Below are 20,338 nucleotides of genomic sequence, written 5' to 3' on the forward strand. Positions count from 1 at the left end.
AGTCTAGGTGTCGGTTCCCCCACACGGTCGGATGCGGAACCCCATTGCATCCGAAAACCAGCACATGTGATGATCCGTCTCATGACCAGCTGGGGGGCGGGCCACGAGAAGACGGCCACCGCGGGGAAACCGCGCAGGTCGTCACGGATCGCGGACCTGGACGCGCCACCGGGTGCGGCGGCCGCGCCGGCCGAACGGCGGATACCGAAGCCGCAACTGCAACGATTAGTTCCGGACGCCGAGGCCGAAATCCGGTGGGAGTTCGCCGTCCTGCTGGGGGAGTTCCGCCGCACCGCCGTCCTCGTCCCGCTCGCCCCCGGCGGCGGCCTGTGGACGGCGGACCGGGGCGGCGTCCGCTGGATCTGCGCGTTCTCCCACGAGGAGTCCCTGGCCCGCTTCGCGCACGCCAGGGGCGAGGCGGACCGGACGTGGGAGTACCGCACGGTGCTGGGCGCGCGGCTGCTGGACGTCATGGTGCCGCTGCTCGGCGTCCCGGGGGGCGTGGCGCTGGACGCGGGCGGCGCGGACGGCGTGCTGTTCCCGCCGGCCCGGGGCGTGGTGCCGGACGCGGCGGCGGTGGATCTCGACGACGAGCCCGAGGGGGGACTCCATGAGCGGTGAACCGGAACTGAGGCTGCCGCCGGACATCGCCCGGCTGCTGGCCGAGGGCATCGACAAGGCGCACGGGGAGCTGAAGGGCCTCACCTCGATCGGCGACGCCGCGGCGGGGAACGGCTTCTCCGGACTCGCGCTGTCCGCGATGGAGCTGGGGCACCGGGGCCTGGCCGACGAGTTCGGCGCCTTCTGCGACCGCTGGGGCTGGGGCGTGCGCACCCTCATGCAGCGCGGCAACGAGTTCGCGGTGGCCGTCGGCCTCGCCGCGGGGTGGCTCCACGAGCAGGACCAGTACGTCAAGGGCACGGTCAAGGTCGTCGTGAACGGCATCAACGGCAACCCCCACCTGTCGGAGGAGGAGGTCCAGGCCAAGAGCTGGGAGGAGATCCGCGACCAGCGGCCCACCGACGGCGCCGACTGGAGCGGCGAGTCGCTGCGCGCCGCCCACGAGGAGGTGAAGCAGGTCAACAAGGACGTGGCCTACGACGTCATGTACCAGAGCACGGGGACCCTGGAGGACCTCGGCGTCTACGACAGCGGCGAACGCGAGCGGATGGAAGCGCTCCAGCGCGAGGTGTTCGACCCGTCGGACGAAGCCGTCCGGCGCGCCGGGGGCTCACCGGAGGACGCGGGCTGATGGGCGGCGTCTGGGACGGTCTGGGGAACGCCTGGGACGGCACCAAGCGCTTCGTCGGCCAGGCGATCGACCGCGCGACCGACGGGACCGGGGCGCTCCTCGACCACGTCGGCGCGGAGGGCCTCGCCGACGACCTGGAGGACTGGGGCGACGAGACCGCCTCGTCGCTCGGCGTGGACGTGCCCGAGCAGCGCCTCGGCCAGACCGAGCAGGCCGACGAACTCGTGCACGGCAGACCGGACGCGATCGAGGCCACGGCCAAGAACCTCCGCGACTTCGAGAGCGCCTTCGACACGGTCGGCCAGGCCCTGAAGCGCCTGGACTCCGCCGACTGGAAGGGCGAGGCCGCCGACGCGTTCCGCGAGAAGTCGGCCCTGCTGCCCGCGGACTGGCTGCGGGCGGCCGGCGCCTGCGGCGAGGCGGCGGCCGCCCTGGGGGCGTACGCGAAGGTCCTCACCCGGGCGCAGGCCATGGCGCGGGAGGCCGTCGACCTCCACCGGAAGGGCCGGGAGGAGTCGAAGAAGGCCGTCGACGCGCACAACGCGAAGGTCGACGCGTACAACGCCTCCCTCACGTCGGACCGTCCGCTCCCCAGGCCCCCGGAGTTCACCGACCCGGGGGCGGCACTGCGCGAGCAGGCCGAGGAGGTCCTCGCGGCGGCGCGCCGGCAGCGGGACGAGGCCGCGCGGGCCGCCGCGGCCTCGGTGAAGGCCGCCCTGCGGCACGCCCCCGACCCGTCGGCGGGCCGGACGGTGCTCGCCGCCCTGCAGGACACCGCGATGGCCCAGGGGATCGAGAGGCTCCACTTCGTCGGCGGCGCGGTGAAGGGCACGATCGGCGTGACCAACTTCGTCCGCTCGCTCCTGCCGGTCGACCCGTACAACGTCACGCACCCGGCCGAGTACTACAAGAACACCAACATGACCCTCGCCGGCCTGGTGACGACGACCGTCCACCCCGACCAGGCGCTGGAGGGGGCCTGGGAGGCCGCGAAGAAGGACCCGAGCGAGGCCGCCGGCCGCCTGATCCCCGAACTCCTGGGCACCAAGGGCGCGGGCGGCCTCAGGACGGTGGCGGCGGGGGCGAAGGGCGCGGTACGGCACGGCGCGGACGACGCGGCGCAGGCGGCGCGCCAGGGGACGGCGGAACCGACGGAGCAGTCGCGGACCAAGGACGCCGTCTGCTCCGGGAACACCGACCCGGTCGACCTGGCGACGGGCGCCGTGTTCCTCGTCCAGACCGACGCCGTCCTCCCCGGCGTCCTCCCGCTGGTCTTCCGCCGCCGGGTCGCGTCGGACTACCGGGCGGGCCGCTGGTTCGGCCCGTCGTGGGCCTCCACGGCGGACCAGCGGCTGGAGATCGACGCGCAGGGCGTGGTCCTCGTGTGCGACGACGGGCTGCTCCTGTCGTACCCGCACCCCGCCCCCGGCGTGCCGACGCTCCCGAGCCACGGCCCGCGCCGGCCGCTGAGCCGCGACGCCGACGGCGGCTACACCGTCACCGACCCGGAGACGGGAAGCACCTGGCACTTCACCGAGCACCGGCCCGGCCGCGCCCTGCTCGGCCAGGTGGACGACCGCAACGGCAACCTGATCACCTTCGAGTACGACGAGGACGGCGCCCCCACGTCGATCGTCCGCCACGGCGGCCCCCACCTGAGGCTGACGACCCGCGACGGCCGCGTCACGGCCCTGCACCTGGCGGGCGGCGCACCGGACGGCACGGACCTGGAACTCGTCCGCTACGGCTACACGGACGGCCACCTGACCGACGTGGTCGACTCCTCGGGCCTGCCCCTCCGCTTCGCCTACGACGACCGCGGCCGGATCACCTCCTGGACGGACCGCAACGGCAGCCGCTACGACTACGCCTACGACGACCTGGACAGGTGCGTCGCCCAGGGCGGCGAGGACGGCCACCTCGCCCACCGCTTCACCTACGACGAGACCGACCCGGAGACCGGCCACCGCGTCACCACGGTCACCACCCCGGCCGGCGCCACCCGCCGCTACCTGGTCAACGCCGCCCACCAGGTCGTCGCCGAGACCGACCCGCTGGGCGCGACCACCCGGTACGAACGCGACCACCGCAACCGCCTGCTGTCCCACACGGACCCGCTGGGCCACACCACGCGCTTCACCTACGACGAGGACGGCAACCTCACCGAGGTGACCCGCCCGGACGGCCGCCGCACCAGGGCGGAGTACGACGTCCGGGGCCTCCCGGTGCGGATCGTCCACCCGGACGGCCGGGTGGTGCGCCAGACGTACGACGAGCGCGGCAACCGCACCTCGGTGACGGACCCGTCGGGCGCGACGACCACGTTCGCGTACGACGACGCGGGCCGCCTCACCTCGGTGACCGACCCGCTCGGGCACACCACCGCGGTCCGCTGCGACGCCGCGGGCCTACCCGTCGCCGTCACCGACGCCCTCGGGGCCACGACCCGCTGCACCCGCGACGCCCTCGGCCGCCCGACGGCCGTCACCGACCCGCTGGGCGCGACGACCCGCCTGGAGTGGACCCCCGAGGGTCGGCTGTCCCGCCGCGTCGAACCGGACGGCACGGAGCAGACGTGGACCTACGACGGCGAGGGCAACTGCCTCACCCACACGGACGCGCTCGGCGGGGTGTCGCGCTTCGAGTACACCCACTTCGACCTGCTGAAGGCCCGCACCGGCCCGGACGGCGTCCGCCACGAGTTCACCCACGACACCGACCTGCGCCTGGTGGAGGTCCGCAACCCGCAGGGCCTGACCTGGACGTACACGTACGACGCGGCGGGCCGCCTGCGGTCGGAGACCGACTTCGACGGCCGCACGCTGACGTACGAGCACGACCCGGCGGGCCGGCTGACCGCCCGGACCAACGGCCTCGGCGAGACGGTCCGCTACGAGCGGGACGCGCTGGGCCGGACCGTCCGCAAGGACGCGGCGGGGACGGTCACCACCTTCGCCTACGACGTCTTCGACGAACTGGCCGAGGCGGCCTCCCCCGACGTCACCCTCACCCGCCTCCGCGACCGCCACGGCCGCCTGCTGTCGGAGACGGTGAACGGCCGGGAGCTGCGGTACGCGTACGACGCGGCGGGCCGCCGCACCGGCCGCACGACGCCCACGGGCGCGGTGAGCGAGTGGACGTACGACGCGGCCGGCCGCCACACGCACCTCACCACATCGGGCCGCACCCTCGCCTTCGCGTACGACGCGGCCGGCCGGGAGACCGCCCGCCACCTGCCCGGCGCCCTCCGCCTGACCCACGCGTACGACGCGGCCGGCCGCCTCACCCACCAGCACGCGGGCACCCCCGGCCGCACCCTCCAGGACCGCGCCTACGCCTACCGCCCCGACGGCCACTTGACCGGCGTCGACGACCTCCTCGCGGGTCCCCGCCGCTTCGACCTGGACGCCGCCGGCCGCGTGACGGCGGTCCACGCGGCGGACTGGACGGAGCGCTACGCCTACGACGAGGCCGGCAACCAGACACAGGCCGCCTGGCCCGCCTCCCACCCCGGCCGGGAGGCCACCGGCCCCCGCGCGTACACCGGCACCCGCATCACCCGCGCGGGCCGGGTCCGCTACGAGCACGACGCCCAGGGCCGCGTCGTCCTCCGCCGAAAGCCCCGCCTGTCGCGCGGACCGGACACCTGGCGCTACACCTGGGACCCGGAGGACCGCCTCACCTCGGTGACGACCCCCGACGGCACGGTCTGGCGCTACGTGTACGACCCGCTGGGCCGCCGCACCGCGAAGCGGCGCCTGGCGGACGACGGCGAGACGGTCCTGGAGGAGACCGTCTTCACCTGGGACGGCACCACGCTCTGCGAGCAGACCACCGACTCCCCGGACCTCCCCCACCCGGTCGCCCTGACCTGGGACCACAAGGGCCTCCAGCCCCTCGCCCAGACCGAACGCCTCCTGCGCCGGGACGCCCCCCAGGAGGCCGTCGACGCCCGCTTCTTCTCCATGGTCACCGACCTGGTGGGCACCCCGTCCGAACTCGTCGACGAGTCCGGCGCCCTCGCCTGGCACACCCGCACCACCCTGTGGGGCACCACCACCTGGTCCTCCGCCAGCACCACGTACACCCCGCTCCGCTTCCCCGGCCAGTACTACGACCCGGAGACCGGCCTCCACTACAACGTCTTCCGCCACTACGACCCGGAGACCGCCAGATACCTGAGCCCCGACCCGCTCGGACTGGCCCCGGCGCCGAACCCGGCGGCGTACGTCGACAATCCTCACACCTGGACCGACCCGCTGGGGCTGGCGCCTTGCCCTCTCCAAGAGGGGAAGCAGGCCAACGGAAACTTCATATCCGGTTCACTTGAAGGGGAAAACCTCGCCGATCAACTACGCAGGGAATCAGCCCAATCAATCTTCACCGAAGAAGGATGGCTTACTGCGGAGGCAATCGCCGGGTCTCGTCGCATAACTAGCGGCGAAAAGATAGGAAATTCTATCGTACGAGATCTCATGACCGCAGATGGAAGCACCTTAAAAGAGTGGGGTAAATACAGCACAGAAACACATCAGTCCCCTTACGGAGACTTTCAGGTGCACTACTACTACAACCATGAAACAGGTAAGATCCTCCTGTACGACTACAAAGTGGTCATGAATAGAAGGTGAGGAAGATGCGCGTTAAATTCACTCTTCCCCAAACGCCGGACCCTAAAATCCTGCAAGGAGTCGGCGCACTCAGAGAAGGCCGAGAGTACGTGGTTCTTGAAGTGTTCTCAAGCAGTGGAGGTGAAACTGTATTTCGGGTCGAATTCATCGCCGGGGAGGATTCCGCCCTCTTCGACAGCAGAGCCTTCACCGTGACGTGCCACCATCTACCACCAACCTGGCAGTACTTCCAGCTCGATACCGGATCTTTTTCGTTGTGCCCAGAACCGTGGAATCAGGTTGGTTTCTGGGAGTCCTACTACGAACACGAGGCTCACGCGCTGGAGATCTACGAGACCGAAAAGCAAAAAATCTTGTCCTCCTCTTGAGGGCCATCGGGGCTCGACTACAGACCTGGCATAGAACACACAAGAGCAGAACCAAAGCATGGCATCATTCACGTGTTGCAACATGCGCGCGAAAACCCCAGCAAGCCTGCCCATGGCGTCTTCGATACAGGCCGAGCCGGAATATTCGAGACCGTTGACGAAGCATGGGAACGACGCGCGTTCGCCGTGGAAGTATTGCCACAGGGAGCCAGAACCACCTATATCATCCCTGTGGATCGCCAAGTCGGCTACAATCCTGGCGAAAACTATATTTCAATCACCGTGGAAAACGGAAACGAAGTAGTCACCGCATTCCCAAGGAGTTGGCCTCGCCAATGAGCAATCGAATCGCGTGTGCCCATTGCGGACAAGATTGGCTCCAGAGATCTCAAAGGAAAGACACAGGGCAATTTTTCTACCTGTGTCCCGAGTGCGAGTCGGTGTGGCTCGACGGGCAGTCATTGACGGAGAACACCGAACTTTTCCTCAGCGATTTTCTCGCCTCCGCCCCACCTCAAGAGGACGGCTATCTCTTGGAAGGCGTGACGACCGACAGCTCTGTACGCGGACAGACCGCACGCACCCTCCTACAAGAAGTGGAGTATGGGTCAGCAACTGCTGAGCAGATTTCTCTCATGGAGGCGCTGTGTGAGGGATCTGCTACGCCGGAAAGTTTTGCCCGGGGCTGGCTGGCAGCACGTCGCCGCGCCCTGGGACGACGCGAGCGACTGAAAGAACCTCTGGGGCGACTCCTTGATCGAGTTTTCTACGCACTGGAGGACTACTCAATCGACACCGCGCTGCGCGAGGAAGGCGACATCAGCGACGACGAATTGATTGCGATCGTGCGCCACACCCTCCAAGAAATGAAAAAGTCAAGATAAACTCCACTCTTTTGGGGTAATCCCATGCGTTTTGTCGGATTTTTTCGAGAAATGAACCCGGATTGCCATGATTTGTTCACAGAATCCATTTTCGATCACTTGACCCACCGCACCCCTTACCAGAGTGCCAAAGTAATCAAATACTTGGAGTCCGGCCATCCCGTATCCGACATCATGGAGTTCACCGTCGACGTCATCGGCAATAGGTTCAAAGTCCCAGGTGGATCATCCCTGCTGTCAGACGGAGAAACGTTTGGCGTGGAGATCTTTCAGCCTACGTCCGAGAATACCTCATCGATCTCCCAATTGATTTCCTGCAGTTCATGGCTGATAGCGACCACGAGATGCCGACAGTAAGTCGGCAGCACCTCATCGAACTATCGACTCAGGCCAGCAAATCCCTGGGCTTCCGAGTAGTGCCCGGGGCGGGCCCGATGAACTTTTGAGTGCGCGTTCAACATGAACCGCATGAAAGAATCGATGCCTCCTTATTATCATTGGTCGATCAGCAGAATCCACGAAACAGGAACTGGGGATGGCCGGCTCGCCATCGAGCGCGAAATGCGCCATGCGGGGAGAGCGAATGAGAGAAATCGGATCCTGGGACCGGAACTTTCAGGTCTGGCAGTATTCGGTAAGCCACTCGACCCTGCTCCTGAGGAGCTTTCATCCTCACGACTACTGCAGCAGAATCGACGTGTTCTTTCCTGCCGTGACCTTGATGCACCTCAGACCCAACTTTCACCGCCTCAGTATTCACGAGGCAAACGAGAAAGAGCGGCGTGGCCTTCTGGGCAACATGGTAATCGACACCACATGCGGCTCTCTATTCCTGTTGAACGGAGGAGAAGGTTACGTGCATGCGGCTAGCTGCTCCTGGCACGAGGACGAAGGTGATCATCGAGCACCCTCAAGGTTCGGCCCTCTACGTGGGACCGACTAACAGGTGGCCTGATTCTTCGATGGAAAATGTTCAAGTAGGCCGCAGGGATATAAGGTCAGGCGCTGAAAAATATGAGATCGAGAAGCAAGGAACCCCGTCATCATCCTGAGGGCCGTTGAGGGGCCACACTCGACACCATGCAACTCCAACTCGGCCCCGAAACCCTCGTCACACTCACCGAAGAAGAACTTCCATGCACTCCCCGGCTTGCCCTGGACATCCCCGCCGTATGTGTTTGCCCGGCCATAGACCGGCATGCGCATGAGAGGTTGCTGAGCGAGACGTTCGGCAGCATGGACTGGCTATGGTCCGGCGATGACGAGTTCCGCTTCAGAAAGTGCGACAAAAAGCTTTCCTCACTGAGCCTGCGTGTCCCCGAAGTCGAGTTCGCAACGGGTCGGGAGCCCTACGAATGGCTCACTGCCACGCCTGCCGTGGGAGGACTTCGAGCGCTTTCGGCCGAAAATTTCGGTATTCCTCCCGCCAGCACAAGGTGGATCAGCGAGCAAGCCGACCTGCTCGTATGCTCACTACTCCCCACTCCATCACAGGGGCCCGACATCAGGCGGCTGAAAATCGCGAAGCACCTGGATTTGGTGTTCGAGAGGGGGGTGTACGCGGGCTGGATTCTGGAGGAACCGGCAGACCACCTCACTCACGGAGCCGAGGGGCCCTCGGAGCAGCCAACCTCCACCCCTCTCCGGCTCCTCTTCAGGGATTTGATGAGATTCTTCGTACAGCCGACTTACGACTTGATGGCGGAAGAGGGCCCCGACGCACTGAAAGAACTAGAGACGCTGCGACTCAGGGCAACCGAACTGCCTGCGGATCCCAGGCAAAAGGCCCTGCTGAGTCAGATAGAGGATCAACGAGAGAGGTGGTACGGCCACTAACCCGCGAAACAATCAATCAGGGGGAATCCTGAAGCGATCAGGGACACCGCACGCCCATGACCACCATGCACCGTTTCTTTGCGGGCTCCCGGTAAAAGCGACAAGGATCGATCCCCTCATCTCCACATCACCGATCCCATACCGACCAGACCACAGGCACCCGAAGTGAGCCACACGCACCAACAACACGGCACCCCGCCCGGCTGGCAGCCGCCCAGCGGCATCGAGCGCGCGTTGTACGAGGCGCGAATGCGCGGGGACTGGCCCGCCTACTACGACGTGGTGGCCGGGTCCCACCTGTACCTGGCGCAGCCCCGGGCGGCGGTCGAGGCGCAGCCGGACCGCATCCTGTTTCTGCCCTACTGGAACCCGCACACCAGGTCCAAGTGCCTGGCCGTCCACACCACCGGCATGCTCCCCGCGCCCGTCCCGGACCCGGTGTTCACCCAGCAGAGCCTCGGCTGGCTCGCCCGCGTGTGGGAGCCGGGCGATCCGCCGTACCTCGTGGTGAACCCGGGCAGCCCGTGCGAGGGCGTCCTCCCGGCGACGCCCGAGGGCCGGGCGCTGTGGTTGCAGCACGACGCGAGGGTCCAGCGGGTCGGGCCGGCGCGGGACGCGGTGCACCGCCTCGACGTGGGCGGCCCCCTCCAGGGCCCCGTCGCCTTCGGCCTCGCGGTCGGCGCCCACCTCTCCGTACGGAACGGCGAGTTCTGGAACACCATGGGCTACCACGGTGGCGGCATCCGGCACGAGAGGCAGCGGCTGGAGGAGTGGTGGGGCATCACGACCCGCGAGGACTGGTCGAACGCGCTGCGACGGCTCCTGAGCGCCGACATGGTCAGCGACGTGTGGGAGTTCGTCCTCCAGGTGCGTCGCTCGCTGGTGCAGGACTATGCGGGTCCGGTGTCGCTGGAACACTGGCGCGACGCGGTGGAGGGCGTGCTCCGCGCTCGGGCCGAGGCCGCCGCGCAGCCACGGTTGACCCCCGACGGGGTGATCGCGAGCCGTACGGTCTCCCCCACGGCGATCGAGTCGCGCGTTGCCGGGGTCCGGCGACTGGTGGGCCGCATCGCCCGCTACGAGGCCCGGTTCCGCGCCGACGGCCTGCTCCCGGAGGACGGGTACGTCCGGACCGCCGAGGCATGGGACTACGGGCGGGCCGCGGGCATGGCCCGTTGGGGCCTGGGCGCGCGGTACGGCACCCTCGCGGAGGCCGAGGCGGCCGTCGTCCGGGCCGGTCGGCTCGTCCACACCAACTACCGCTCGTGGGCCGACTTCTCCGCCGCCTACATCCTCGGCCGCTGCCTCCACTTCGACGAGGAGGAGTTCGGCGAGTGGTACGAGACCGCCCTCACCGGCCACCGCGTCCTGATGTCCGACCCCGCCAGCCCCTGGCTCACCATCCCGTGGAACTGACGGCTCCGGGTCTGCCGCCCGGACGACCGCCGTACCGCGCCGGAGCCTTCGCACCGGTTCACCGCTCGGCGCGGGACGGCCTGTCCGGCGTGGGGCGGCCTGTCCAGCACCGGCCGTCCCGTACCGCGCGGCACGGTCACGCACCGCGAAGTCCGGCGGGCTCCACCTCTCCCTCTGCCACCGGCGCCGCGCAGTCCGCCCAGAGCAGCTTTCCACCGCCGTCGCCGAAGGGGTTGCCGTCGCCGGAGGGGCCGCCGTCGCGGAAGGGACCGTCGCCCAGCGGGTGCGCGCCGAAGTCGTCGGCGCACAGCTCCACGAGCCGCAGCCCGCGCCCGTGTTCGTCGTCGTCGTCCCGCGCCGGGACGGCCGTACCACCCCGGAACGGTGCGGGGATGTGCGGGTTGCTGTCCCACACGCTCACCCGGAGCCGCCCCGGCTCGGTCGCGTACAGATGCAGGCTGTACGGGGTGTCGGAGTACAGGTACGCGTTGGTGGCCAACTCGCTCGTGACGAGTTCGGCGACGGCGGTCAGGGCCTGCATTCCGTGGGCCGCCAGCACGGTGCGGACGGTGCTCCGGGCGATGCCGGGGCCGCACGGGTGCTGCGGAAGCTGGAGGACGTAGGCCCACGGCGGCGTTACGGTGAAGGGCATGGAAGTCTCCGGTCGGTGTGGAGAGTTGAGGCGAACGTACGTGTGCCCGGTGGCTCTGCCGGCCCGTCGACCGGTGCGCTTCCAGGCGGGTGGCCTGGGGCAGACACTAGAGCCATCGCAAAGATTCTTTGCGAAAATCCAGGGTTCTCGTGCCGGAACCGCCCGTGTGGGTGACGGGGCAACCAGTTGTTCTCCAGGAGGAGTTGCATGACCTCACGGCCGCCCGTCACCGCGCGGCGCGCCCGCATCGCCGCCGAGCTGCGCCGCCTGCGCGAACGCGCGGGCCTCACCTCGACCGAGGCGGCTCAGCGGCTGGGCACCAGCTCCGGGCAACTGAGCAACGTCGAAAGGGCCCGCTTCGGAGTGAGCCCCGACCGGGTACGCGCGATGGCCCGTACGTACGGCTGCACCGACCAGTCGTACGTCGACGCCCTCGCGGCCATGGCGGGTGAACGCACGAAGGGCTGGTGGGAGGAGTACCGCGGGACGCTGCCGCCGGGTCTGCTGGACCTCGCGGAGCTGGAGCACCACGCGACCGCGTTGCGGACGGCGTACACCACCCACATCCCCGGTCTGCTGCAGACGCTCGACCACGCCCGGGAGATCTTCGGCCAGATGCTTCCCGTCGCACCGCCGTCGGAGGTCGAGCAGCGGGCGTCCCACCGCATCCGGCGCCAGGCCGTCCTCCACGGGCCGCAACCGATCCCGTACAGCACGATCATCCACGAAGCCGCCTTGCGCATGAAGGTCGGCGGACCCGAGGTGGCCAGGATGCAGCTCCGGCACGTGCTGGACATGAGCGAGCGGCCCCACATCACCGTCCTGGTCATCCCCTTCGACGTCGGCGCCTTCCCCGGCGCCGGACAGTCGGTGCACTTCGTCTGCGGTCCGGTACCGCAGCTCGACACCGTCCACCTCGACCAGTCGCACGGCCCGGTCCTGCTGGACGCTCCCTCCGAACTGGAGGAGTACCGGCTCCTCCTGGCCCGCATGGAAGCGGTGGCCCTCGGGCCGGAGAAATCCCGCGACCTCATCCATCACATCGCCCGACACCTCTGAAGGGACCCTTGATGCGCACTGCGTACGGCCGGACCTGGCGGAAGTCCTCCCACTGCGCCACCGGCGAAGCCTGCATACACCTCGCGCCCGCTCCCGGGGGTGCCGTCAGACTCACCGAGAGCAGCGACCCCACCGGCGCGATACTCACCCTCACCCCCGCCACCTGGCAGGCGTGGCGGGAAGCCATCGAAGCCGGGCGCCTGCCCCTCCCGGACGCGGAACACGGCCCCGGCGAACTCCTCGAACTGCGGGACCCCGACAACCAGGACGTGGTCGTCACCACCACCGTCCCCCAGTGGAACGCCTTCGCCGCCGGCGTACGGGACGGAGAGTTCGACCAGCTCGCGGGATGAGCCGTGGCCAAGTGCGCGCGATGGCCCGTACGTACGGCTGCGTCGCCCCCGACGTGGTCAGGGTGCAGCTCCGACACGTACCGAACCTGAGCGAACCGCTGGTGAAAGGACCGTCCACATGACCTCGACAGCCAGCTGGCGGAAGTCCTCGTACTGCGGCACCGGCGAAGCCTGCATACACCTCGCGCCCGCGCCCGGGGGCGCCGTCAGACTCACCGAGAGCAGCGACCCCACCGGCGCGATACTCACCCTCACCCCCGCCACCTGGCAGGCGTGGCGCGAAGCCATCGAAGCCGGACGCCTACCCCTCCCGGACGCGGAACACGGCCCCGGCGAACTCATCGAACTACGGGACCCCGACAGCCGGGACGTGGTCGTCACCACCACTCTCCCCCAGTGGAACGCCTTCGCCGCCGGAGTACGGGACGGAGAGTTCGACCAGCTCGCGGGGTGAGCCGCGAGCTCCGAGCCCCCGAGCCGTGACCTCCAGCACCCGGCACCCGGCACCCGGCACCCGGCTCATGCGACCCGAGCCCGGTCACGAGCGAACGCGTGGCGTACGCGAATGAACATCGGTGAAACAAAGAAGTCGGCCGCGGTCAGATCCGCGACACCTTCCGCACCGCCCGCGTCGCCCTTACCGGGGCCGCGGGCGGCGTGCGCCACGCCTTGAGCGCCGCCGCGCCGGACGCGGCCCCATCCGCCCACCCACCGGTGGGCAGTGCCGTACGAGCCCTTCCGACCTGCGCGAACGTCACGGGGAGCAGAGCCGGCCCCCTGCGCCGCACCAGCGGACGGGCACCGCCGCTCGCGGCCCCGCCCGGCGTTCGTGGCCCCCGGGTCGGCTCCCGCCGTCGCGTCGATCGCCCGGTGCCGGACCCCCTCCTTCTGGTCTGGACCATGACCGATACGCTGTGCCCGCAGTCGCAAACGGCTGTGTTCACACCCCGGTCATGACCGGGCCGGGGCCAGCACCACAGGAGAACACCATGGGGAACAAGGTGAGTCGGCTCGGGGACTCCGGGGGAACGGCAGCCGCGATCACCGTCATCACCCTGACCGCCCTCACCATCGCGGTCCTGGGCTACTTCCTCTTCACCCAGGCGGCGTAGCACCCCTCCCGACGGGAGATCGGCCCGCACCCGCCCGGGCGCACGCGCGCCGTGCGACCGCACCGCGCACCCGCCGCCACCGGAAGTCCTCCGGTGGCGGCGTCGCCGTTTGCGGGCAAACCCCCATTTCAGGGATAACGACGGTCATTGTTCGCGGTCACGCTCCGTGATACACAGAGTGGCCGTCCGTGTATCCGCACGAGCCGGAGCGTCACCCGCGCAGGTCAGAGGGGGTGGCTCGGTCAAACGTGCGGGGAACGGGTAAAGAGACCCGTCAAGTCGTCGTATGTCGGCGGCTCCATCGGCGAAGATAGTTGACGGCCCGTGCACCCGGCGGGTCGTCAACCCAAAGAACAGGGGCGGTGAGTTACATGTACTTGGCAGCCGAGAAGGGCGACATCACCACCATCATTGGCGGAATCGCCCCGAACTGGGGGCCCTTCGGGGGACTGGGCAACCAGGCCCGCGTGATGATCGAGATCGTGATGGCCGTGGCCATCCTGCTGTGTCTCGGCATCGCCATCTGGGGAGCGGCCAAGCAGCGCATCGGTGCGACCGCGCTGCGGGACACGTTCAGCGCCGAACAGGGCAAGGGCCTGATCGTGGCCGGCCTGACCGGCGTCTTCATCATCGGCTCACTCGGCACGCTGTTCACGATCGTGTACGGGATGGCCGTCTAGTCCGCCGCTCCGACCGACCCGCCTTCAGCTCCGGCGCCCGCGAAGGATGCGTCTCCTGATGACCACTCACCACACCGCGTACACCACGCGGACAGCAGTACGGCAGCAGTCGTCGTGCGAGGAGGCGTGCCCGTCATGAGCTTCGGCGACGAGTACGAAGGCGGAGGCGGCCGGGGCAGGCGCGGCCGGGGCGGTACGGGGCGGACCCGCACCCGCCTCCCGGGAAGCGAGCCCGCCGACGACTTCGGGGACGACTTCGACGGCCCGGTGCGGCGCCCGCCGCGCTCCTCGCGGTCGCTGGTGACGGTCGTCGGCGTGGTCGTCCTGCTGATCGCCGCGATCGCCTTCGCGAACCGGTCCGGCGACGGCGACGGCGAGGACACCGCGAAGGCCCCCCGCGAGGGCGCCCCGGCCCCCACGGCCGCCACCGGCAGGAAGCCCGTCACCGGCAGGAACGGCACCATCCCGGCGGGCTTCTCCCAGGACGAGCAGGGAGCGCAGAGCGCCGCGGCGAACTACGTGGTGGCGCTCGGTTCCGCCGGAATGTTCCAGAAGGACAACCGGCACGCCATCGTCCGCGCGATCCACGACCCGGCCGCCGTCGACGGGTTCCTGGCCACCCTGGACAAGGCGTACTCCCCCGGCTTCCTCAAGAACATCGGGCTCAACGAGGACGGCTCCACCCCGCCCGACCTGACCTTCGTCTCCCGCACCGTGCCGGTCGGCACGCAACTGATCGAGATGAACGGCGACACGGCGACCGTCGAGGTCTGGTGCACCGGCCTGGTCGGCATGGCCGGCGAGACGTCGACCAAGCCGGTGACCCAGACCTGGTTCACCATCACCCAGAAGCTCAAGTGGGTGGGCGGCGACTGGAAGATCCAGTCGTCGAGCCAGAAGGAGGGGCCGACGCCGGTCAACGGCGACAACCGCGCCTCCACCGCGGACGAGATCGCCGAGGCGGTCGCCGGATACGGAGGCTTCACCTATGCCCGGTAGCCCACGCACGCAGAGCCGGAGGCTGGCCGCCGCCCTCGCCGCGACCGGGGCGGTCCAGGCCGTCCTCCTCGCGTTCGCCGCACGTGCGGGCGCCGCCCCCACGCCGACACCGAGCCCCAGCCCGTCGCCCAGCGGCAGCAGCGACCCTTGCGACGTCGTGGTCGGGCTGACCCGGGACTTCTGCAAGCAAGAAAACTCCGACGGCACCTCCCGTTCCGTCAACCCGCTGGAGCCCGGCGACGCCGTGGACCCGCTCTCCTCGCTCGCGCGGGGCTGCGCCGACGCCGCCGCGTGGACCGTGGACAAGCTGAGCGCCGCCGTCGACAGCACCGCCGCCGTCGACTTCACGAACCCGGAGTTCCTCAAGCAGTACGCCGTCGTCTTCGCCGCCTCCACCGTCCTCACCCTCGTCCTGTGGCTGCTCGCCGTGGCGAAGCGGGCGATCCGGGGCGCGCCGTTGAGCACGGCGCTCTCCGAGGCGGTCGGCTTCCTCTGGCTGACCGTGCTCGCCTCGGCGTTCACGCCGCTGATCCTGCACACCCTCGTCTCCGCGACCGACGGCATCACCGAGGTCATCGCCTCCGGCACGGGCGGGCAGACCGACGCGTTCTTCGGGTCGTTCTCCGCGGCCCTGAAGAAGGGCGACGACATCGGCGGCGGGCCGATCATGATGATCGTCGTCGCGCTGGTGTCGATCCTCGCCGCGGGCGTCCTGTGGCTGGAGCTGGTCATCCGCGCCGCCCTGCTCTACGTGGGCGCCCTGCTGGGGACCGTCGTCTACGCGGGGCTCGTCGACCGGAACATGTGGGGCCACGTCCGCCGCTGGGCCGGCATCATGATCGCGGTCATCCTGGTGAAGCCCGTCATCGTGATCGTCCTCGGCCTCGCCGGGGCGCTGTCCTCCGGCGACGGGCCCGACGCGTTCTCCGCCGTCGTCTCCGGCCTCGCCATCATCCTGCTGGCGATCTTCGCCTCCGCCGCCATCTACCGCTTCGTGCCCGGCTTCGGCGACGAGATCGCCGCCGCCCGGACGAACCGGAAGCAGGCCACCGACGGCGCGCAGGCCGCCGCCGTCATCTCCTCCCCCGCCGCGCTGGTCTCCCAGGGCATCAAGACCCACAGCGCCCGCAGCCACCAGCAGAGCGCCGGGGCCGCGTCCGGGGCCGTCTCGGGGGCCGTGTCCGGCGGGGTCGCCGCCCACGGCAGCCGCGGCGGTACGTCCACGGGCACCCCCGCCGCCGCGCCCCCGCCGCGCACCGCGCCCAGCGCCCCGTCGGCCGCCAACAGCCCGCACACCAGCCGCAGTACCGGTAACACCAGCAACAACAGCCCAGGAGGTGGAGGGCGGTGACGACCCAGTCCCATCCGATCGCGCCCCGCCGTACATATCTCATCGGCCGCGCCCGGCCGAACGCGATCATCGGCAAGAACCGCGAGACCGGCGAGATCGCCCTGATCATCGCCGGCGCCTTCGTCGGCATGATGTGCGGCCTCCTCGTCCCGGTCCTCTCGGCGCGCATCGTGCTGCTCGTCGGATTCCCGCTGCTCGCGCTCGCCGCCGTGTACGTCCCCTACCGCGGCCGGACCTTCTACCGCTGGTACGAGGTGAACCGCAGCTACAAGCGCATCCTCCGCCAGGGCACCGCCTACCGCTCCGGCGCCATGGAGGCCGGCACGCGCCTCGACGGCCGCGAGGTGGAGGTCGGGCCCCCGCCGGGCATCGGCCGCATCAACTGGCTCTCCGCCCCCTTCGGGCCCGACGAGATCGCCGTCCTCCTCCACGCCGACCGCCGCACGGTCACCGCCGCCATCGAGATCGAGGGCCCCGGCGTCGGCCTGCGCGACAGCGAGGACCAGGAGGCCCTGGTGGACCGCTTCGGCACCCTCCTGAAGCACGTCGCCAACGGCGACGGCTTCGTCACCCGCATCCAGATGCTCGCCCGCACCCTCCCCGCCGACCCCGACGCCCACGCCAAGGACGTCGCCCAGCGCGGCGACCCGGGCGCCCCGCGCTGGCTCCTCGACTCCTACGACCAGCTGCTCTCCATGGTGTCGACCTCCAGCGAGCAGCACCGCGCGTACCTCGTCGCCTGCATGCACTACACGCGTGAACTGGCCGCCGAGGCCCAGGCCATCGCCCGGGCCGCCCGCCAGGCCGGCGGCCGGCGGCAGCGGCTCGACAAGGACGCCGGGATCGCCATCGTCATGGCCCGCGAGCTGACCGACATCTGCGCCCGCCTCGCCGAGGCCGACATCCGCGTCCGCCAGCCGCTGGGCCAGTCCCGCCTGGCGTCGCTGGTGCACTCCATGTACGACCCGGACCACCCGATCGACCACATCCAGGCCATGTCGAAGCGCAACGCCTGGCCGGCCGAGCTGGACGCCGTCGAGCCGACGTACCTCCAGGCGAAGACCCGCGAGTCGACGACCCGCGCCCCCTGGTGCCACGCGACGGCCTGGGTCAAGGAGTGGCCGATGACCCCGGTCGGCGTCAACTTCCTGGCGCCGCTGCTCGTCCACACCCCCGACGTCATCCGCACGGTCGCCGTCACCATGGACCTCGAACCGACCGAGCTCGCCATCGAGCGGATGCTCACCGAGAAGACCAACGACGAGGCCGAGGCCAGCCGCGCCGCCAAGATGAACCGCACCGTCGACCCCCGCGACATCGCCGCCCACGGCCGGCTCGACCAGCGGGGCGAGGACCTGGCCAGCGGCGCGGCGGGCGTCAACCTCGTGGGGTACATCACGGTGTCGTCCCGCTCGCCCGAGGCACTCGCCCGGGACAAGCGGACGATCAGGGCGTCCGCCGGCAAGTCGTACCTGAAGCTGGAGTGGTGCGACCGGGAGCACCACCGCGCCTTCGTGAACACCCTCCCGTTCGCGACCGGCATCCGCCGGTGAACCGGCGGGTGACGGCACCGGCGGGGGCGCCGCACCGGACACGGCCGCCGCGGGCGCCGCGACGCCCGCACGATCCGACAGGACGAGACGATCCGACAGGACGAGACGATCCGACAGGACGAGACGATAGGACGATAGGGGCCTGATGATGCGCGATCCGCTGTCCGTCCTCACCGACGCCTTCACCTCCTTCCTCTTCGGGAAGGTGGAGACCACCCGCCTGCCCGTGCGCACCTCCACCGGTCAGGCCCAGGCCGTCTACCTGCCGACCGCCGCGCCCGGCCTGGGCGACTCCGGCGTGATCATCGGCCGGGAGGTGTACAGCGGCAAGGGCTACATCTACGACCCGTTCCAGCTGTACGGGCAGCAGCTCCCCGCCCCGCACTGGCTGGTCCTCGGCGAGTCCGGCAACGGCAAGTCGGCGCTGGAGAAGACGTACGTCCTGCGCCAGCTCCGCTTCCGCGACCGCCAGGTCGTCGTCCTCGACGCGCAGGGCGAGGACGGCGTCGGCGAGTGGAACCTCATCGCCGAGCAGCTGGGGATCACCCCCGTCCGCCTCGACCCCAGGGCCGCCCTCGACGACGGCATCCGCCTCAACCCGCTCGACCCGTCCATCACCACCACCGGACAGCTCGCGCTGCTGCGCACCATCATCGAGGTCGCGATGGGCCACGGCCTCGACGAGCGGTCCGGCTTCGCCCTGAAGGTCGCCCACGCCTACGTCAACGAGACGGTCACCGACCGCCAGCCCGTCCTGACCGACATCGTCGAGCAGCTGCGCCACCCCGAACCCGAGTCGGCGGCGGCGATGAACGTCGACCTGGACGACGTGCGCGCCTGGGGCCTGGACGTCGCGCTCGTCCTCGACCGGCTCGTCGACGGCGACCTGCGCGGCATGTTCGACGGGCCGACGACCGTCGGCATCGACCTCGACGCGCCGCTCATCGTCTTCGACCTGTCGCACATCGACCGCAACTCCATCGCCATGCCCATCCTCATGGCGATCGTCGGCGTGTGGCTGGAGCACACCTGGATCCGCCCCGACCGGAAGAAGCGCATCTTCCTCGTCGAGGAGGCCTGGCACATCATCAACAGCCCGTTCGTCGCGCAGCTGTTCCAGCGGCTGCTGAAGTTCGGCCGGCGCCTCGGCCTGTCCTTCGTCGCCGTCGTCCACCACCTCAGCGACGTGGTCGACGGGGCGGCGGCGCGGGAGGCGGCGGCGATCCTCAAGATGGCCTCCACCCGCACCATCTACGCCCAGAAGGCCGACGAGGCGCGGGCCACCGGCCGGGTGCTCGGCCTGCCCCGCTGGGCGGTGGAGATCATCCCGACCCTCACCCCCGGCATCGCCGTCTGGGACGTCAACGGCAACGTCCAGGTCGTCAAGCACCTGATCACCGAAGCGGAACGGCCCCTCGTCTACACCGACCGCGCCATGACCGAGTCGGCCCCGCCCGAGCTTCCGGAGCACGTCAGGGCCGCCGAGTGGGAGGCGGAGCAGCGCGCGGCCTTCATGGAGAGGCAGATGGACGACTCGCCCGAATCGACGGTGGCGTGAGATGGACCGCGCACCGGGCGCCCGGGACGCGGGCCGGGGCGGGTCCGCCGAGCGCGGCATCCCCGACGGGCTGCTCCTGGGCCTGCTGGGACTCCTCCTCGGCGTGACCCTGGCGGCGTGGACGGCGACCGGCCTGGCCGGGCTGTTCACGCACGGCTCCTGGCCGCCGGGCGTCACCTTCACCCGCACCCCGCTGGCCCTGCGCCACCTCCTCACCGCCCCGCAGGACCTGGCGGGCGCCTGGCCGCTGACGCCGGCCGGCCGGCTCCCCGAGTACGGGGTGTTCTGGGGGGTGCTGATCGGCGAGCTGATGGTGGCCGTGGTGCTGGCGGTGTTCGCGGTGGGCACCGTGGCCCGCTGGCGGGCGGTACGGGCGGCGGCCCGCGCCCAGCGCTCCACCCGTCCGGCCGCGCCGGCGGCCACCCCGGCCGCCACCCCGGCCGCCANCCCGGAACCCGCCGCACCGGAACCCGCCTCGAAGCCCGCCGCCCCGGAACCCGCCGCCCCGGGACCGGCCCCGACCGCGACCGTCCCGGCGCCCGCGCCCGGTCCCGTACCCGGCCCGGCACCGGAAGCCTCCCCGCAGGCCGTGCCGGGGCCCCGCCCGGCCCCCGCCGAGGCCGTCCCGCACGCC

At 69.9% G+C, this 20,338-nt stretch carries 17 protein-coding genes and 1 pseudogene; 17 read left to right on the forward strand and 1 reads right to left on the reverse strand.

Features of this window, described 5'->3' with window-relative positions; all coding sequences use genetic code 11:
• Window positions 1-81: 81 nt before the first annotated feature.
• From MW084_RS13055 to MW084_RS13085, 7 genes are all read left to right on the forward strand, one after another.
• A complete protein-coding gene (locus tag MW084_RS13055) occupies window positions 82-621 on the forward strand; it encodes a hypothetical protein (RefSeq protein ID WP_010474769.1) in 540 nt (179 codons plus the stop codon).
• Complete coding sequence (locus MW084_RS13060) at window positions 611-1,252, forward strand: hypothetical protein (protein WP_010474772.1); 642 nt, start codon at window positions 611-613, stop codon at window positions 1,250-1,252. The genes MW084_RS13055 and MW084_RS13060 overlap by 11 nt, the downstream gene beginning before the upstream one ends.
• Window positions 1,252-5,883, forward strand: coding sequence for a putative T7SS-secreted protein (locus MW084_RS13065; protein ID WP_275563603.1), 4,632 nt, complete (start codon window positions 1,252-1,254; stop codon window positions 5,881-5,883). The genes MW084_RS13060 and MW084_RS13065 overlap by 1 nt, the downstream gene beginning before the upstream one ends.
• Window positions 5,880-6,251 (forward strand): hypothetical protein, encoded by a 372-nt coding sequence (locus MW084_RS13070; protein WP_158684382.1) that lies wholly within the window; start codon window positions 5,880-5,882, stop codon window positions 6,249-6,251. Before MW084_RS13065 ends, MW084_RS13070 begins: the two co-directional genes overlap by 4 nt.
• A 335-nt stretch (window positions 6,252-6,586) precedes the next feature.
• Window positions 6,587-7,135: a colicin immunity domain-containing protein gene (locus tag MW084_RS13075; RefSeq protein WP_158684383.1), complete on the forward strand. Its 549-nt coding sequence runs from the start codon at window positions 6,587-6,589 to the stop codon at window positions 7,133-7,135.
• Between the two features lie 1,080 nt (window positions 7,136-8,215).
• The gene (locus tag MW084_RS13080) at window positions 8,216-8,971 is read left to right on the forward strand and encodes a hypothetical protein (protein ID WP_158684384.1); all 756 of its coding nucleotides are present in this window, start codon (window positions 8,216-8,218) and stop codon (window positions 8,969-8,971) included.
• Window positions 8,972-9,220: 249 nt separating this feature from the next.
• On the forward strand, window positions 9,221-10,387 hold the full coding sequence (locus MW084_RS13085; protein ID WP_010475982.1) for a DUF1266 domain-containing protein: 1,167 nt from the start codon (window positions 9,221-9,223) through the stop codon (window positions 10,385-10,387).
• Between the two features lie 136 nt (window positions 10,388-10,523).
• Here MW084_RS13085 and MW084_RS13090 read toward each other — a convergent pair whose 3' ends face one another.
• Window positions 10,524-11,039 (reverse strand): ATP-binding protein, encoded by a 516-nt coding sequence (locus MW084_RS13090; protein WP_010475984.1) that lies wholly within the window; start codon window positions 11,037-11,039, stop codon window positions 10,524-10,526.
• Window positions 11,040-11,246: 207 nt separating this feature from the next.
• Here MW084_RS13090 and MW084_RS13095 point away from each other — a divergent pair, with 207 nt between their 5' ends.
• The 10 genes and pseudogenes from MW084_RS13095 to MW084_RS13140 form a co-directional block, all read left to right on the forward strand.
• The gene (locus tag MW084_RS13095) at window positions 11,247-12,098 is read left to right on the forward strand and encodes a helix-turn-helix domain-containing protein (protein ID WP_010475986.1); all 852 of its coding nucleotides are present in this window, start codon (window positions 11,247-11,249) and stop codon (window positions 12,096-12,098) included.
• Window positions 12,099-12,109: 11 nt separating this feature from the next.
• A complete protein-coding gene (locus MW084_RS13100; RefSeq protein ID WP_010475988.1) occupies window positions 12,110-12,451 on the forward strand; it encodes a DUF397 domain-containing protein in 342 nt (113 codons plus the stop codon).
• Between the two features lie 118 nt (window positions 12,452-12,569).
• Complete coding sequence (locus tag MW084_RS13105; RefSeq protein WP_010474951.1) at window positions 12,570-12,905, forward strand: DUF397 domain-containing protein; 336 nt, start codon at window positions 12,570-12,572, stop codon at window positions 12,903-12,905.
• A 535-nt stretch (window positions 12,906-13,440) separates the two neighbouring features.
• Entirely contained in the window at window positions 13,441-13,563 is a 123-nt protein-coding gene (locus MW084_RS13110) for a hypothetical protein (RefSeq protein WP_255114966.1), read from the forward strand.
• 371 nt (window positions 13,564-13,934) lie between these two features.
• Window positions 13,935-14,243 (forward strand): hypothetical protein, encoded by a 309-nt coding sequence (locus MW084_RS13115; RefSeq protein WP_010474953.1) that lies wholly within the window; start codon window positions 13,935-13,937, stop codon window positions 14,241-14,243.
• A gap of 135 nt (window positions 14,244-14,378) precedes the next feature.
• A complete protein-coding gene (locus tag MW084_RS13120) occupies window positions 14,379-15,242 on the forward strand; it encodes a hypothetical protein (protein WP_010474954.1) in 864 nt (287 codons plus the stop codon).
• A complete protein-coding gene (locus MW084_RS13125) occupies window positions 15,232-16,593 on the forward strand; it encodes a hypothetical protein (protein WP_010474956.1) in 1,362 nt (453 codons plus the stop codon). The genes MW084_RS13120 and MW084_RS13125 overlap by 11 nt, the downstream gene beginning before the upstream one ends.
• Window positions 16,590-18,146 carry an SCO6880 family protein gene (locus MW084_RS13130; RefSeq protein ID WP_010474958.1) on the forward strand — a complete coding sequence of 519 codons (1,557 nt, stop codon included), beginning with the start codon at window positions 16,590-16,592 and terminating at the stop codon, window positions 18,144-18,146. Before MW084_RS13125 ends, MW084_RS13130 begins: the two co-directional genes overlap by 4 nt.
• Window positions 18,147-18,294: 148 nt before the next feature.
• Entirely contained in the window at window positions 18,295-19,704 is a 1,410-nt protein-coding gene (locus MW084_RS13135; protein ID WP_029553835.1) for an ATP-binding protein, read from the forward strand.
• Window position 19,705: 1 nt separating this feature from the next.
• Window positions 19,706-20,150 (forward strand): annotated as a pseudogene (locus MW084_RS13140) (type VI secretion protein); the annotation flags it as partial.
• Between the last annotated feature and the right edge of the window lie 188 nt (window positions 20,151-20,338).

Source organism: Streptomyces sudanensis (assembly GCF_023614315.1).
Taxonomy (GTDB): domain Bacteria; phylum Actinomycetota; class Actinomycetes; order Streptomycetales; family Streptomycetaceae; genus Streptomyces; species Streptomyces sudanensis.

Bases quoted from the DNA above. Each gene is read 5' to 3' on its own strand.
- MW084_RS13055 (WP_010474769.1), top strand. From the start codon at position 82: ATGACCAGCTGGGGGGCGGGCCACGAGAAGACGGCCACCGCGGGGAAA.
- MW084_RS13060 (WP_010474772.1), top strand. From the start codon at position 611: ATGAGCGGTGAACCGGAACTGAGGCTGCCGCCGGACATCGCCCGGCTG.
- MW084_RS13065 (WP_275563603.1), top strand. From the start codon at position 1,252: ATGGGCGGCGTCTGGGACGGTCTGGGGAACGCCTGGGACGGCACCAAG.
- MW084_RS13075 (WP_158684383.1), top strand. From the start codon at position 6,587: ATGAGCAATCGAATCGCGTGTGCCCATTGCGGACAAGATTGGCTCCAG.
- MW084_RS13080 (WP_158684384.1), top strand. From the start codon at position 8,216: ATGCAACTCCAACTCGGCCCCGAAACCCTCGTCACACTCACCGAAGAA.
- MW084_RS13085 (WP_010475982.1), top strand. From the start codon at position 9,221: ATGCGCGGGGACTGGCCCGCCTACTACGACGTGGTGGCCGGGTCCCAC.
- MW084_RS13090 (WP_010475984.1), bottom strand. From the start codon at position 11,039: ATGCCCTTCACCGTAACGCCGCCGTGGGCCTACGTCCTCCAGCTTCCG.
- MW084_RS13095 (WP_010475986.1), top strand. From the start codon at position 11,247: ATGACCTCACGGCCGCCCGTCACCGCGCGGCGCGCCCGCATCGCCGCC.
- MW084_RS13100 (WP_010475988.1), top strand. From the start codon at position 12,110: ATGCGCACTGCGTACGGCCGGACCTGGCGGAAGTCCTCCCACTGCGCC.
- MW084_RS13105 (WP_010474951.1), top strand. From the start codon at position 12,570: ATGACCTCGACAGCCAGCTGGCGGAAGTCCTCGTACTGCGGCACCGGC.
- MW084_RS13110 (WP_255114966.1), top strand. From the start codon at position 13,441: ATGGGGAACAAGGTGAGTCGGCTCGGGGACTCCGGGGGAACGGCAGCC.
- MW084_RS13115 (WP_010474953.1), top strand. From the start codon at position 13,935: ATGTACTTGGCAGCCGAGAAGGGCGACATCACCACCATCATTGGCGGA.
- MW084_RS13120 (WP_010474954.1), top strand. From the start codon at position 14,379: ATGAGCTTCGGCGACGAGTACGAAGGCGGAGGCGGCCGGGGCAGGCGC.
- MW084_RS13125 (WP_010474956.1), top strand. From the start codon at position 15,232: ATGCCCGGTAGCCCACGCACGCAGAGCCGGAGGCTGGCCGCCGCCCTC.
- MW084_RS13135 (WP_029553835.1), top strand. From the start codon at position 18,295: ATGCGCGATCCGCTGTCCGTCCTCACCGACGCCTTCACCTCCTTCCTC.